The organism is Acinetobacter rongchengensis (assembly GCF_003611475.1).
GTDB classification, from domain to species: domain Bacteria; phylum Pseudomonadota; class Gammaproteobacteria; order Pseudomonadales; family Moraxellaceae; genus Acinetobacter; species Acinetobacter rongchengensis.
Genome location: NZ_RAXT01000002.1, coordinates 98,123 through 114,949, shown reverse-complemented (window position 1 = coordinate 114,949; position 16,827 = coordinate 98,123). Strand labels below are relative to the sequence as shown.

The 16,827-nt window shown below is 38.9% G+C and carries 8 protein-coding genes; 6 read left to right on the top strand and 2 right to left on the bottom strand.

Annotated features, from left to right (window positions below; genetic code table 11):
* Positions 1 to 149: 149 nt before the first annotated feature.
* The gene (gene pap / locus D7V20_RS01935; protein ID WP_120382661.1) at positions 150 to 1,568 is read left to right on the top strand and encodes a polyphosphate:AMP phosphotransferase; all 1,419 of its coding nucleotides are present in this window, start codon (positions 150 to 152) and stop codon (positions 1,566 to 1,568) included.
* 263 nt (positions 1,569 to 1,831) lie between these two features.
* Here pap and D7V20_RS01930 read toward each other — a convergent pair whose 3' ends face one another.
* A complete protein-coding gene (locus D7V20_RS01930; RefSeq protein ID WP_120382660.1) occupies positions 1,832 to 2,344 on the bottom strand; it encodes a hypothetical protein in 513 nt (170 codons plus the stop codon).
* A 185-nt stretch (positions 2,345 to 2,529) separates the two neighbouring features.
* Here D7V20_RS01930 and D7V20_RS01925 point away from each other — a divergent pair, with 185 nt between their 5' ends.
* From D7V20_RS01925 to recD, 3 genes are all read left to right on the top strand, one after another.
* Entirely contained in the window at positions 2,530 to 6,243 is a 3,714-nt protein-coding gene (locus D7V20_RS01925; protein ID WP_120382659.1) for an exodeoxyribonuclease V subunit gamma, read from the top strand.
* Entirely contained in the window at positions 6,243 to 10,037 is a 3,795-nt protein-coding gene (locus D7V20_RS01920) for a UvrD-helicase domain-containing protein (RefSeq protein WP_407923915.1), read from the top strand. The genes D7V20_RS01925 and D7V20_RS01920 overlap by 1 nt, the downstream gene beginning before the upstream one ends.
* Before the next feature lie 83 nt (positions 10,038 to 10,120).
* Positions 10,121 to 11,893 (top strand): exodeoxyribonuclease V subunit alpha, encoded by a 1,773-nt coding sequence (recD, locus tag D7V20_RS01915; RefSeq protein ID WP_120382657.1) that lies wholly within the window; start codon positions 10,121 to 10,123, stop codon positions 11,891 to 11,893.
* Positions 11,894 to 12,494: 601 nt separating this feature from the next.
* Here the strand turns inward: recD and D7V20_RS01910 are convergent.
* Positions 12,495 to 13,793, bottom strand: coding sequence for a serine hydrolase domain-containing protein (locus D7V20_RS01910; RefSeq protein WP_120382656.1), 1,299 nt, complete (start codon positions 13,791 to 13,793; stop codon positions 12,495 to 12,497).
* A 367-nt stretch (positions 13,794 to 14,160) separates the two neighbouring features.
* Between D7V20_RS01910 and rpsO the strand changes: the two genes are divergently transcribed.
* On the top strand, positions 14,161 to 14,430 hold the full coding sequence (rpsO, locus tag D7V20_RS01905; RefSeq protein WP_111858039.1) for a 30S ribosomal protein S15: 270 nt from the start codon (positions 14,161 to 14,163) through the stop codon (positions 14,428 to 14,430).
* Positions 14,431 to 14,687: 257 nt separating this feature from the next.
* Complete coding sequence (pnp, locus tag D7V20_RS01900; protein WP_171407735.1) at positions 14,688 to 16,781, top strand: polyribonucleotide nucleotidyltransferase; 2,094 nt, start codon at positions 14,688 to 14,690, stop codon at positions 16,779 to 16,781.
* Positions 16,782 to 16,827: the final 46 nt, after the last annotated feature.

The window sequence follows — 16,827 nt, the reverse complement described above, 5'->3', positions numbered from 1 at the left end:
ATGACAATTAAATCAAAAGAAAGCATGAATAATGCCAGTCAGCTTTTTTTTAATCGTATTATTTTTTATTTTCTATACATAAAATATATAAATTTCAATATGTGAAGTGGTTATACTCAAATGAAACAACTCATTTGAATGTGAAACTTATGTTAGAACAACAATTACAAATAGCTGTACGTGATGAAGAAGAATTATCAGTCGATTTAATTGAAGCACAGTACGCTTTGAAAAATTCTCGAGATCAAAATAACGCAAAAAGCTTAGTCATTTTGGTCAGCGGAATTGAAATGGCGGGAAAAGGTGAAGCGGTAAAACAACTACGTGAATGGGTTGATCCTCGCTATTTACGCGTTAAAGCAGATCCTGCACATCTATTTGAAAGCAAAAAAACGTTTTGGCAACCGTACTCCCGTTTTATTCCTGCCGAAGGTCAAATTCAGGTGTTTTTTGGCAATTGGTACAGTGACTTATTGGCTACAGCTTTACATGTATCGACGCCTTTAGATGACACCTTGTTTGATGCCTATGTCGAAAATATGCGTGCTTATGAGCAGGATTTAAAAAATAATAATGTCGACGTAATCAAGGTTTGGTTTGATTTACCTTGGAAAAATTTACAAAAACGCATGGACGATATGGATGCTTCGCAACAACGTTGGCATAAATTATTCGGTTTGGATTGGCGGAATAAAAAGCAATATGACAATGTCCAAAAACTTCGTCAACGCTTTACAGATGATTGGTATGTGATTGACTGTGAAGATGAAACAGTTCGTGATCAGCAATTTGCACAGTATATTTTACATGCTTTAAAACAATTGCCGAAACACAAAACAACGGTACGTACTAAATGGCGACAAGCACCCGTTCCAGAGCAATTGTTAAATCCATCGACTGAACAAATGAGTAAAGAAGATTACCAAACTGAATTAAAAAAACTGACCAAGAAAGTATCCGATGCATTACGTAATGATTCACGCAATGTGATCATCACTTTCGAAGGTATGGATGCAGCAGGTAAAGGCGGAGCAATTAAGCGGATTGTGAAAAAGCTTGATCCTCGTGAATATGAAATTCACACCATTGCAGCACCTGAAAAGTACGAGTTACGGCGTCCTTATTTATGGCGGTTTTGGACTAAGCTGTCAGATCAAGGGGAAATCACGATTTTTGATCGCACTTGGTATGGGCGAGTTCTAGTGGAGCGGATTGAAGGTTTTGCTAAACCAATTGAATGGCAACGTGCTTATGATGAGATCAATCGTTTTGAAAAAGATTTAACGGATAATCAAACGGTAATTATCAAATTTTGGCTGGCGATTACGAAAGATGAGCAAGAGGCTCGTTTTAAAGCACGTGAAGAAACACCACATAAACGTTTTAAAATCACCCCTGATGATTGGCGAAATCGTGGACATTGGGATGATTATTTGAATGCTGCTGCAGATATGTTTGCACGGACCAATACTGCTTATGCGCCTTGGCATGTTATTGCGACCAATGATAAATATTCGGCACGTATTCAGGTTCTAAAAGCAATTCTAAAACAGTTAAAAGCGGATTAGTTTAGTTAAAACTCCCTCCTTTATCAAAGGAGGGTTGGGGAGTAATACCAGTCAGTTAAGAGTAATTCAGTAGTAACTCATCTAAGAATCTCCCCTAGCCCCTCTTTAAAAAAGAGGGGAACTACTGAGAATTTAAAATAATTTTAGATTCCTTGCGCAGCAGTGCTGCTCATCCCTCCTTTCTCTAGGAGGGTTGGGGAGGATTTGTACTTTATAGTCCTCTTTTTTTCAAAAGAGGGGGTAAAAACCCTCAAATATGTAAATCAAGCAGATTTCACCACACTGGCGTGTTGTTTCTGCTGAATGCTCTTGGCAAGTTTGTAGCAGTCTTCTACATGAGCTTCGGCAACTTTTTTCATCACTATATAGCCTAAGCTGGCAGCAATGATCGAGCCACCTAAAGGAATAAACTTAGTCACTTGTTTGGTGATAACTTTGGCTGCAATATTATTTAAAGATGATTTTACCGCAGTCCGTGCAACCACTAAGCCTGAAAACTCAAAGCCGCGTTTACGCAATTCATTCCAGTGGATTTTTTTGGTTTCAGGGTCATAAACACTGATTTGATCAGGTGCTAAACCAAAACGTGTGTTAATTTCTGGAATCAAAAAAGACAGCATTCCGACATCAATCACGACATCAAAGAAAGGCACAGGAACCACCGCTGCACCTGCTGACACATAAGAACGTTTTTTGACCAGTTCTAAACATTCTTCTCGAATTTTTTCTAGGTTTAAATTTGGGTCGATCGAGTCTGGAATTTTATCAATTTTCATAAAACAATTACCTTTGATTCAAGCTTATTATCATATTTCTAGGGAAGCTACTTTTAAGCTTGAAATTGTGAAGTTATTTCCAAATAATGCTCAAAAATGCCATAGTACAATCTAGATGTATAGTGGCGAATGTTTATGTTTTTGTGCACTTATACAAATCATTGTATATAAACAGTTGAGGGATTATGGCAATTCATGTGATTCAAAGTCAAAGCATTGAGGTATTGGTGCAAGGTCTATTGCAAAATACAGTCAAGCCTTCGAAGAATCCTTTTGCTGTACTCCAAACACAACATTTTATTGTTCCAAGTCCTGCGGTGCAGGAATGGTTAACACAAAAAATTGCAGAACAACAAGGGATTAGCGCCAATAGCTTTTTTCATCAACGTATTCGTGGGTTTCAATGGTTTACTTATCAACAGGTTTTAGAGGATAAGGACAAAGTCCGTAAAGCCAATATTCCACGTTTGATTATGAAATGGCGAATTTATCAAACTTTAAAAAGCTTTATTGAAACAGATGAAAATACAGTTACAGAAGATCACCCGCTTCATTCAATTATCCAGCGTATTTATGATTCTGCTTCACAGCTTGAAAATGGTTTAGATAAGCAACTGAAAAAACAAAACATGCTGTACTGGGTGTCTGAACAAGTCTCGAAATTGTTCAATCATTATATGCAATATCGTGGGGATTGTTTACGGGGTTGTGAACAGAATTATGCTGAAATATGTACATGTCCAAGCAATTGGTTAGGACAATGGGGGCGAGGTCAAGAACTTGATTTAGAAAAACAATTTTTTCAGACCAATCAACAAATTTCAGCTTTTACATTCAATCAGGCGCAGCAATTAGAACGTTGGCAGCGATGGTTGTGGCAACATACTTTTCATGAAGATTTCACCGAAATGCAAAGTATTGACGCCGATTTTTGGCAAGTGATGGATGATCCTGAACGTCGTCACAACGCATTGAAAAAATTACCGAGTCGATTGATTGTTTTTACTTTGTTAGATTTACCCCCTAGCCAATTACAATTTTTAAGACGTTTGGGGCAATATTTAGATGTGGTGATTTTACATTACAACCCATCGCAAGAATATTGGGCGGACAGTGTCGATCCAAACTGGAAAAAGCAATACGATTTAAGGGTCAAAGAGCGCTTTATTTCGAAGCATCCAAAAGCAACCGATGAAGATATTCAAAAATTCTTTGATGAATTTACTTTAAATTTTAATGCTGAAATTCGTGAATCACGTCATCCGCTATTAACACGTTTTGGTAAGCAAGCCCGTGACCATTTCTCTATTTTATCCAATCTTTCATCAGGTGAAGAAGGGCAATGGGTCGATGCTTTTGTTGATGAAGAACCGACGCATTTATTGTCCAAGTTACAGTCCGATATTTTGTACTTGGTTGAACCAGAAGCACATGCATATCGCTTAGCAAAACAGGATGATTCAATCCAAATTCATGTGTGTCATTCCTCACTTCGGCAACTTGAAGTCTTGAAAGATCAATTGATTCACTGGTTAGCGCAAAGCAGTGTCGAACATCCACGTCGGCCAAGTGATGTATTGGTTTTAGTCCCTGATTTAAAACAGATTGAACCACTGGTTCGTAGCGTATTTCCACATGTTCCCAATCAAGAGGGGGTTTATCTACCTGTTAAAATTGCAGGGGTAACGCAACTGGATGCCGTCAATGCATGGCGTGCTGTTTTAGGACGAATTGAGTTGGTAGAAGGTCGTTTTACCATTGAAGATTTTGCAGATTGGTTGAATTTAAATGCAACGCAATTACGTTATGCGCTGAATATTCAAAATACTGAACGTATAATTGCTCTATTGATCAGTGCAGGGTTTAAGCGTGGTTTGGATGATGCACATTTGCAACGTGGTTTAAGTCCAGAAGATGAAGATTACCGTTTTAGTTTTAAGTTTGCTTTAGATCGTTTGGTTTTGGGGGTTGCCATTCCTGAACATGCGATGTTTGAAAATACACTCAGCTATGCTCAAGTTTTACCGAGTGATTTTGAGCTGATCAGTACATTAATTACAATCTATCAAGATTTTGCAGAACGCCGCTATTGGATGACTGCACATGAGCTAGGAACACAATCTGGCTTAAAATCCGATGCAGAAACATGGCTAAAAATGTTGATGCAAGATATTCTCGAATTTGAACAAGCGGGTGTTGAGGCTTTAAAAACCGTTCGTGAAATTGTCAAAAAACAAGAACGTATGCTGACGCTAGCCAGTTTTTATGATGAGCAAGAAAATCCTATTCTTAAAAATATTCATTTACCATTACCGTATTTGCTCGCTGAAATTCAAAATATTTTAGAAGGTCAAATTGATCAGGCTCTACCGACAGGTCAGATTACTTTCAGTCAAATAGGGCTGATTCGTCCATTGCCTTATCAATTGATTGTGATGATGAATTTAGACAGTGGGAAATTTCCAAATCGAAGTATGCATTTACCTTTTGATTTAATGGAAATTCTTAGACCTCAATTGGGTGATCGCTCACGTTTGGAAGATGACCAAGGCGCATTTTTAGATGCGCTGTGCTTAGCGCAGGAAAATTTGTGGTTATTTTATAATGGTTTTGATGTGAGTGATGGTGAAGTTCGTGATCCATCCAGTGTGTTGCAAGAGTTGATTCAGCATATTGCTTTTATTAGTCAATCTGACTCATCGGAGCAAACAAATACGATCATTGAAAAGCATGGTATTGAAATTCCTGAACACATTCAGTCGCTATATCACATTCATAGTTTACAACCCTTTGATCCAAGTGGTTTTGAAACAGCAGAAAATATTCGTTACCAAGATCAATGGTACCAAGTGGCACAACAAATTCGTCAAGCCGACAACTTATCGCATAGAGATGCTTGGGTAAATACGGCATATCCCGTTACTCAAGACAGTCTCACTGTTTTAGATACGGGACAGTGGATTCAGGATGTGATCTTCCCCGCACGCTTATATTTAAAAACCTTAGGGGTTGAAAATTTGAGTGCGGAAGACATTCCTGCACAAACTGAACCTTTGGTTTTAGACGGCTTAGCGCGTTATCAGATTCGAGACTTCTTACAAAAGCAGGAATTAAGCAAAGACGTTCTAGCTGATCAATCGGTCATTCATGGGGGTGAGCAACTACAAAATCAGCTACAAGATCAATTGCCAATCGGTAAAGTTCAGCACAGTGCTTGGCAAATCAGTTTGGCTGAACAAGAAGCTTTGAATGCTCGTTTAAAACGTTATGTCACAGAAGTCACCCGAACCACGCAACGTCAATGGCGCATTGAGGATCAACTGGTCATTAACATGACTGTACCTGTGCAGGCGGTCAAGGATTGGGTCAGTTTAGATGCCTCCAGTGGACGTGCCAAGCGTCGTGCAAAAGTATGGTTAGAGTATTTATTGTGGCTCAGTTATTTAGATTTAGAGGATGCTCAATCCCAAGATCTGCGACGTATTGCTTTGTTTAGTGATATCACCGTGATCAGTACGGGGATCACCTCCAAACAGGCCAAAGCATATCTACTCGCATGGTTTAAAGCCTATGCTTATGCGCAGTCGCAACCTTTGGTTTTACCTGCGGCATTGTTACTTAAACTGGCTGAAAAAAATAAAGCACTAGAATGGTTTGAAAATGAATCAGGACAAATGATCATTGATAATTTGGGCGATCTACTCAAAGAATGGAATGCGGATGGTGCACGGTTTAGTTCTTTTTCTGTTGAAGATAATGAGGCGACCAGATTCCATCGAGATTGGCAATTTATTTTGCAAGAACAGGATGCGGCAGCATTGTTAAAACATGCATGTGAGCAATTTGCATATGATTTGTATCAGCCGATTTATCAGCATCAATGTGTGGAGGAAGAATGATGAGTAATACGATTTCTCCGCAAACAACTGTTGAAACATCAGCCATAGCAAACATGAAAAAAGTGTCTATTCAGCCGATTGCGGATATGCAATTTACAGGTTTGCACTGGATTGAGGCTTCAGCAGGTACAGGAAAAACCTATACTTTATCCAGTTTAATGGTACGGATATTTTTAGAAAAATATTTACCCAAACAAGTGATTGCAACCACCTTTACGCGTAAAGCTGCGGCTGAATTAAAAAGTCGTATTCGATCACGATTGCAAGAAACCTATCATTATTTTGAGTCTTGTCGTGAATTAACTGAACAAGAGGTTTTAGCCAAAGCGCAACAAGAGTCTGATCCATTATTTTCCAAGACATTGGAAATATTTGCCTCACGAATCGCCTACGCTTGTGAGCGTTTAAAATTGGTGATTGATCAATTAGATGAGTTATTTGTTGGAACTTTAGACAGTTTTAGCCAAAAGCTATTACGTGAATTTGCTTTTGAAAGTGGCAAAATTGAACGTGCTGAAATTACCGATGATGCGAAAAGTTATAGCCATCAACTGATCCATGATGTACTTCGTGAATGGATTCAAAAACAACCTCAACCTATCATTGACAGTTTAGTATTTGCAGGTGAATTGCATGGGGTGGATGACTACGTCGCAACCGTTGAACAGAGTTTAAATTTTGCTTCGGCAAACTTTGTTGAACCGCAATTTTCGACTGTTGATTTTGAGAAATTTCAAAGTGCAGTTGAACAACTTAAACACATTCCACTAGATCAATTGCAGTCTTTGGCAGCCTATTACTTATTGGATGGCGAACATTACAAACAGATTAATGGCACCAAGTTTAGAAATGGACGCTTTCATCGTATTTTTGCTAAAAGCTTGCCACAGATTATCCAAACATTGCAGCGCTCTGATGCAAAACATTATTTAAGCCAAACGCTTTCTGATGCTAAATCTGACTTCGCTATCTTGGTTAAAGTATTGCGAGAACAGCAGATTTTTAAAAAAGCGACTATGGAAAATGTGCAGACGGCATTTTATCAGCATCAAATTATTCAACAATTATTGAAAATTTATCAAGAGATTGAAACATTTGAAGCGCAATTGGCTGGAACAGATACATTTTTAAAATATTATCTCGCTCAACAAGTGAAAAAGCGGTTACCCCAAGTTTTACAGCAGAAGGGTGAAACGACATTTTCGCAACAGATTCGAACGCTTGCCGAAGCACTACAAGGTGAGCAAGGGCAACGGTTTGCGACGTTTGTACATGCGGCTTATCCTTTGATTTTGGTCGATGAATTTCAAGATACCAATCAAGATCAAGATGATATGTTAGCGCAAATTTGGCGTCATCCAAGTCGTGTAAAAAACGGATGTATGATTATGGTCGGAGATCGTAAACAAGCGATTTATGGTTTCCGCGGTGGTGACATGCTGACTTTTTTAAAAGCACATCAGGATGTTTTTGGTAAAGAAGGGCATGAGTACAATTTGGTTTATAACCATCGTTCAGTCAAACCCTTGGTTGAGGTGGTTGATGCGTTATTTCAACGACAAATCGATTTTGGTGAGCAGGTTGTTTATACCCCAGTTCAAGCAGGGACAAGACCGCATCTCGATTTAATAGATCACGGTGCGATCAATCCACACCCGTTACGATGGCTACAATTGGAAGATAAAAATAAAGAAGCAGAACAAGTGGCTTGGAAAATTCGTGATTTACTCAACCAAGCTATTCAGGGCAATTTATATTTTGCAGAAAAATCAGGTCATCGAGCACTCGATGAAAATGATATTGCGATTTTGTCGAAAAACCATGATGGTTTAGACAAAGCACAATCGGCGTTAGAATTTTTAGGTATTCGCACCAATCGTCCTTCGAAAAAAAGTGTTTTTGAAAGTCAGATTGCCAAAGATGTGGGTGCTGTACTTGCAGCGATTATGCATCCTTATGATGAAGCCAAAATAAAACGTGCTTTGCTTAGTCGCTTAATGGGCTTTCAACTGACACAATTAATTGAATTAGAACAACATGCAGATGGCTTAAGTCATTATATAGAACAGTTCGATCAGATTCGTGAGATGTGGTTGAATCAAGGATTTTTAACCGCTTGGCAATACGCACTGACGCAATTTCAGGTGTGGACAAAACTGGTTGAGAAACAAAGCCGTGATAATGAACGTGTGGTGGTGAATTTACGCCATTTAACCGAATTATTAAGTCAGCATAGTGAGCAATATCAAGGAGCACAAAATCTTTATCATTGGTATTTAAAACAACTGACTATGCCAATGGAGCGTGAGTGGGAAATGGAGCGCAAATTGTCGAATGAGGCAGGCGTTCAATTGATGACCATTCACCAATCTAAAGGATTGGAATTTAAATTCGTGTTTTTATTGGGTGCAGACAAAGATTTTAAGGAAATGCACAAAACACTGAACTTTTCGACCATGGAACAACTCAATCCTACAACTGGCAAAGTTGAAGTACAACGTGTGGTTGCTGTAAATGACACGAATACACTTAAAGATGAAGATATTGCACAACACGATGAGCGTGCATTGGCCGAGCATCATCGTTTATGGTACGTAGCATTGACCCGTGCCAGTTATCGTGTTTATGCCATGATGCAGGACAATGTTGGAAAATCGACAACAGGATTGGCTTTCTGGCGTGGACATCCTGTCACAGCATTTCAACACGCAGGGAGTATTCAGGAAAATTTACTGATTGAACGGCCTGTGCGTTTGGAAGCGCCAAAAACTGAAATACAAGTTCCTTTTATTGCAGAAAAATTTCCGACGCAACGTTTTTATGCACGAGGCAAAACCAGTTTTAGTGCCTTAGCGCAGCATTTAACACGACAGCAGATTCAAGATACTTTGGCCGTTGCTGAACAAGTTATAGGAAGTGCCGAAGATGAAGTGCAACAAGTCATTGTTGAACCGATAGTTGCTGAAATATCACAACAACCCATCGCTTGGATTAAAGCCAATTTTCCGAAAGGTGCAGTGGCGGGTAATTTCTTACATGAAATCTTTGAACATATTGATTTTAAAGACCGACAGTATTGGCAACTTGAAATTCATCGCCGTTTTAAAAATGATTATTCATTATTATGGGCTGAATTAATTGGGCAATATCAATTGGCTTTTCCGCAGCAGAATTCAGCAGACAATCAAGACGTTGAAGACACTTTATTGCAATGGGTTTCGGATTGGTTAGCGGATGTATTAAACACAGCTATTTTGAATCATTTTCAATTGGGGCAGCTTGAAAGGCATGAGTATTTGTCTGAATTTCCTTTCTATTTAGCATTGTCTGATCGGATATTGGCAACCAAGCGGATTCAGCAACTCTTTGATGAATATGATATTCATATGCCTGAGTTTAAAGAATCGAATGCAGCTCGTTATTTAAATGGTTCAATTGATTTGGTGTTTTTTGATGGTCAGCAATATCACATTGCCGATTATAAAAGTAATTTCTTAGGTTTAGACCAACACAACTATACCACACAAGCCATACAGCAAAGCATGTCACATGCCAGTTATTGGCTACAAGCATCGTTGTATTTGGTGGCTTTGCATCGTTATTTGACCGTACAACTTGAAAATTATCAAATCGAGCGTGATTTAGGTGGTGCAACCTATCTTTATTTACGTGGTATGAATGGGCAAGCTGAGCAAGGCTATCACTATTGGCGACCAAGTTCGGAGTTTATTCTCAGGCTGGATGCTATTTTGGGATATTTTGCTGAGGATAAAATACTGAAAAATGCTGGATAAATAGCTTTATTTCTTTATTAATATATAGTTATCATGTGGATAACTATGTTTAAAACCTTGTAGATAACTCTGAGGATAACTGTGTGGAAAATAAACAAGATTTGGACACTCAAACACCGCAATGGATAGCGGCGTGGAGTCAGTATCTGTTACAGCAGTTTTCCACAGATCAACTACAAATCGATCAAGCAAAGTTACTCATTGAAGAAATTTTAGATGCAAATATGCACGGTGATAGCTGTATTGTTCGGCATGGTCAGAATTTACAATGTTTAGGACATTTAGTTGTGTCGGAACAGGTTGCACAAAATCAGGTTGTACCTTTTGTTTATGATGAGCAATATCTTTATTTGTATCGTTATTGGAAATTAGAACAACGCTTAGCTACGCAAGTTCTTCGTTTACAACAACAGCAGATACAACCTATCGATGTTACCCCTTTTGATGATCTTTTGGTGGATATACATCAAAAGGCTGCTTTAAATAGCGTTGCACATCATGCTTTTAATATAATTACGGGCGGGCCAGGGACAGGTAAAACCTATACTTTGGCACGTATTATTGCGGTATTACATCATGCGATTCCCAATATTCGCATTGCTATGGCAGCACCGACGGGTAAAGCTGCTCAACGGATGGGCGAAGCCTTACAAAAGTCGTTATTAGATCCTAAATTACAAAAGTTTGGACTACGTTTAGAACAATTCAATCCGATTACGATCCATCGTTTATTGGGTTTAGGCAATCAACAGCTGCCACGTTTTAATCAACGACAACCCTTACCTTATGATGTGATTGTGATTGATGAAGCATCGATGTTAGATCTAAATCTAGCGACTTTATTGTTCGAAGCAGTGCCAGAGCATTGCCGGTTGATTTTATTGGGTGATGCCAATCAGCTTGCTTCAGTGGATGTCGGTTCAGTTTTGGCAGATTTGCAACAAGTTCCCACACTACAAGACCATAGAAGCCATTTGCTGACCAGTCAGCGCTTTAAAGGTGATGCTTTGATTGGGAAAATGGCACAATTTATTCAGTCGCAGAAACAAGTCGATCTAGAGCAAAGCACTTTACTGAATGACTTTGAGAATCAAGTGGTACATGCTTCAACACTCAAACCGATTCCTTTGCAAAAAGACATGCAAGATATCATTCAACTGGAATATTTGCCTGAAGAGATTCCTCTAGCTGATTTAGCTTTGTATTATCAAAAACTCAGTTGGGGATTCCAAAGTTATTTTCAAAGTATAAAACAATATTTAAATGCTGAAAATTCAATTGATTATATAGATATAGTCACACAAACATTTGACCAATATCGAATACTAACCGCCGTGCGACACGGTATGTTTGGACTGAACATTTTAAATTTGGAGATGGAAAAAGCGTTATTTGATGTCATTCCAAATTTAAACCGACAAGGTGATTGGTATGTCGGACGCCCTGTGATGATGACCTATAACGATTATCAATTGGGACTTTCCAATGGTGATATCGGTATCTGCTTTAAGCATCGGCAGCAGCAAGGACAATTTGAGGTTTATTTCCCTAGTTTAAATAAATGGATTTCTGCAACCCGACTTCCAAAAGTCATTCAAACTGCTTTTGTTTTGACGATTCATAAATCGCAAGGTTCAGAATTTACCCATACTGCTGTTGTTTTAGATCAGGCCGCGACGAAACTTTTAAGCCAAGAGCTGATTTATACAGCAATAACCCGTGCAAAATCTGTCGTAAGTTTACTGGTTGATAAAAATGCTTTTAGCCAATCATTACGGATTGGTACCCTTAGAAGGAGTGGATTGGTTAATAAAATTAATAAAAATAACCCATTGTTAATGAAATATAATAAATAAGTGTTATGTACGAAATTGCTTACATGAATTCGAGATATTAGCGCATAGAGCTTCATATGGCTTTCTGAGATGATGAAGCCCATAAAGAGCTCAGCAAGGATCGTTGAGTAAAATCGCATAATAAGAACGAGTTAAAGTCGGGAGACTGCGAACTTACATGAAGTAAGTGATAAGAGGAAACTTACAGCCGCTAAGCCTTGTAGTTTTGGGAGAGACTACAAGGCTTTTTTATCATCAAAAATTTTCTTTTAGTGACCCAATATCAATAAATTTTTTGTGTTTACTCAATGTGGGATATTTCGTACATAAGAAAGAGAGAAATGCGACTTTTGTTGGAAAAAATATCTGTCACAATACAATACATAAGGAAATGTAAAAGATTAAGAACATGGACCGTATTCATAAAACGTGAGTAAACACGAAAATAAAAACAATAAATTAAACAACAAGCAGAATAAGAAACTACAGCGCCAAAGGAAAAGCCCTAAGATTCGTCTTAGGGCTTTTTCATTAAAGTCATCTTGATGTCTCAAATAAAGTCATCTTAAAAACGATAATTGAAAATAAACTAGATTTTCAATTGAGCCTTGCTGAAGTGAAACTAGACCAAATCCATTGTGGTACGGTCTGTACTAAACAAAGCACGACGTTGTTGTTTTGGAATTTTTGGGCATTGGGTAGAAATCTGTAACAGCACATTGGCTAAAGCAGGAAGGTGTGTACCGACAACAGATTTTCCTGTATTTAAAATACTCACACTAATATCACGTTCAGGATCTGCCCAACAAAGAATATTAGAAAAACCCAAATGACCAAAAGCTTGTCCTGTATGTGGGCCAAAAATCCCAACAGGATTATTGCCGAGCATAGGGCCTAGTGCATAGCGCATAGGTGCTAAAAGGGTACGGTCTATACTGGTTGCTGATGTTGGTAGAGTGGCCCGAAATACCGTTTGTGGCGTCATAATTTGAGTACCATTATAACTTCCACCATTGAGTAACATTTCAAAGAAACGATTGGCCTGTTCAGCACTGGTATAAATATTACCTGCAGGACAAATGGTATCCATAAAACGATGGTCATTGGTCACATCAACGGCAAGTTCTAGTCCTCCACCCAAAACATGATCTAAATAATAGTCAGTGCCTAATTTGGGATGGATACCTGTTGCCGTACTTTGTGCAACTTGATCACGAAACTCAGGCTTTAAGCCGTAATTGAAATAGTCCATCCCCATTGGTTTTTCAATACGTTCATGTAGGAACTGGCGAATATCTTGACCTGTAACACGCTCAATAAGCTCTCCTAATACGTATCCTGCGGTCACGGCATGATAAGCAAGGTGTGTGCCTGCAGGTAACAGCGGTTTTGCAGCAAAGAGATGGCGTAAAATCTGTTCACGATCAAACAATAATTCGGGAGTGACTTCCATTTCAATACGTGGAATTCCACCACGATGAGACAATAGATGAAAAATCGTTGCACGGTTTTTACCATTTTGCGCATATTCAGGGATGTAATGACTAATCGGATCAAGTAAGTTGATTTCACCTGTTTCATCTAACATATGAATCAGCATTGCTGTGACAATTTTAGAGGCTGAAAATAAACAAACTGGAGAGTCAGGAGTGGCAACTACGGCATTTTTAGCAAGTCCCTTGGCACTGTTGCCTTGAGCATAGCCTATACTGCGATTCAAGACGATTTGCCCTTTACGTCGGATACAAACACTAATCAGTGGGTGATTCCCCGTTTTGTATAAAGACTCAATGCTGTGCCAAATTTTTTGCACTTGTGGATGAGTCATCCCTCCAAGTTCCGCATCAACTTCATTTTTGGACTGTGTAATCGTGCTTAAATCCCTAGGCACATAACAGGTATTGGTTGAAAATATTTTCACATTGTATTCCATCGTTTTTTTTATGAATGTCAGTCTGCCTTTAGAAAATTTTATTGTCAGTGTCCTAACTGCCCAAGCTTAGTTATAAATTTGCAAGTATGATTTTTAGGCGGCCTTGAGCAAATCATTCAATTGCTTTGTATTTTCCGATCTTCTAACAATTCTACACAGCTAAAGTAATCCATTATCACTAAACAATCATGACAAGTATTTAAGATAAGCGACAAATACCACTACGATAATTTTGCAATCTCGAGGTAGTTCCTTTAAAATAGATCACTGCTGTAGTGATGCACGGCAATCAAATTTAATGAATTACATTAAATTGATTTTTATCATATATTTATAAGCATCTCGGAGAAATCGAATGGCTTTAACAAACGCAGATCGCGCAGAGATCATTGCAAAATTCGCTCGTGCTGAAAATGACACGGGTTCACCAGAAGTACAAGTTGCTTTATTGACTGGTCAAATCAATGATTTACAAGGTCACTTTAAAGAACATAAACACGATCATCATAGCCGTCGTGGTTTGATTCGTATGGTTAACCAACGTCGTAAGCTTCTTGACTACCTTAAAGGTAAAGATGCTACGCGTTATAGCGATTTGATTGCTGCTTTAGGTTTACGTCGTTAATTCGATTTAAACTTTTATTTTCGGATTATTGCATGCTGAATGCTGTATTGATGAAAACTAAAGTCGATCTAGCTTTTGACTAGATCTTTGGAAGGGGCGAATGTTTCGCTCCTTCTTTGTGTTTAAAATTAGTGTTTATTCTCTAGTGAAGTCGGCTTCTAAGCTTTGTCATTTATGTCGTTAAAGTGAATGTCAAACCTTAGGGGTCTCCACTAGAATAACTGTTCAAAAGAACTAGGAAATAAAAATACATGTCAATGTTTAATGTTATTCGTAAAGAATTTCAGTATGGTCAACATCAAGTTGTACTAGAAACGGGTCGTGTTGCACGTCAAGCAAATACAGTTTTAGTGACTATGGGTGGCGTAACTGTTTTAGTTGCAGTTGTTGCACAGCCTAAAGCAAAAGCGGGTCAAGACTTCTTCCCATTAACAGTGAACTACCAAGAAAAGCAATATGCTGCAGGTCGTATCCCAGGTGGTTATGGCAAGCGTGAAGGCCGTGCGTCTGAAGCTGAAACTTTGATTTCACGTTTAATTGACCGTCCAATTCGCCCATTGTTCCCAGAAGGTTACTTCAACGAAATCCAAGTAACAGCAACCGTTGTTTCTTCTGATAAAACCATGGAAGCTGATATTGCAGCAATGTTAGGTACATCTGCAGCATTGTCGATTGCTGGTACACCTTTCCGTGGCCCAATTGGTGGTGCACGTGTTGGTTTAATCAACGGTGAATATGTTCTAAACCCGAACAACGAACAGTTGAAAGAAAGTGATCTTGACCTTGTTGTTGCAGGTACAGAATCTGCTGTATTGATGGTTGAATCTGAAGCGAAAGAACTTTCAGAAGATCAAATGTTAGGTGCTGTACTTTTCGGTCATGACGAAATGCAAATCGCGATTCAAGCGATTAAAGAATTTGCAGCAGCTGCGGGTGCAGTTGAGTCGACTTGGGTTGCGCCAAGCAAAAACGAAGCACTTTTAGCGCAATTGAAAGATGCTTTTGAAGCAAAAATTTCTGAAGCTTATACGATTGCTGTAAAGCAAGATCGTTATGCAGCACTTGATGCACTTTATGCAGAAGCAGTTGCACAGTTCGTTCCTGAAAATGACGAAACAGGTATTGCTGACGAAGTAAACGAACTCTTTGAAGATCTGAAATATCGTACTGTACGTGACAATATCTTGTCTGGTAAGCCACGTATCGATGGTCGTGACACGAAAACTGTTCGTGCAATCGACGTACAAGTGGGTGTATTAGATCGTGCACACGGTTCTGCATTGTTTACTCGTGGTGAAACTCAGGCGTTGGTAACAACAACTTTGGGTAATACACGTGATGCATTGATGGTTGATACACTTTCAGGCACAAAAACTGACAACTTCATGCTTCACTACAACTTCCCTGCATATTCAGTCGGTGAAACGGGTCGTGAATCTGGTCCTAAGCGTCGTGAAATCGGTCACGGTCGTTTAGCGCGTCGTGGTGTTCAAGCTGTTCTGCCTGCTGCTGACCGCTTCCCGTACGTGATTCGTATTGTATCTGACATTACTGAATCTAATGGTTCATCTTCTATGGCTTCTGTATGTGGTGCTTCATTATCACTTATGGATGCGGGTGTTCCACTTAAAGCACCAGTTGCAGGTATTGCAATGGGTCTAGTTAAAGAAGGCGAGCGTTTCGCAGTTCTTTCTGACATCTTAGGTGATGAAGATCATCTTGGTGATATGGACTTTAAAGTTGCAGGTTCTGCAAACGGTATTACTGCACTTCAAATGGATATCAAGATTGAAGGTATCACTGAAGAAATTATGGAAGTTGCATTGAATCAAGCTTATGCAGGTCGTATGCATATCTTGAACGAAATGAACCAAGTGATTTCACGTGCACGCCCTGAAATTTCAATGCATGCACCTACATTCCAAGTGATCAATATCAACCCTGATAAGATCCGTGATGTAATTGGTAAAGGTGGTGCGACAATTCGTGCGATCACTGAAGAAACCAAAGCTGCGATTGATATCGAAGACAATGGTACAGTGCGCGTGTTTGGTGAAACGAAAGCGGCTGCTCAAGCTGCAATTGCTAAAATCCAAGCATTAACTGCTGAAGTTGAACCAGGCAAAATCTATATCGGTAAAGTGATTCGTATCGTTGAATTCGGTGCGTTTGTAAACATTATGCCAGGTACAGATGGTCTACTTCATATCTCTCAAATTTCGAATGAGCGTGTTGCAAATGTCTCTGATGTATTGGCTGAAGGTCAAGACGTTAAAGTACAAGTTGCGGATGTAGATAATCGTGGTCGTATTAAATTAACCATGAAAGATGTAGAACAGCATAATCTTTGAAATATTCACATGGGGCCACTCATGTGAATAAGACTGATTAAAAAAG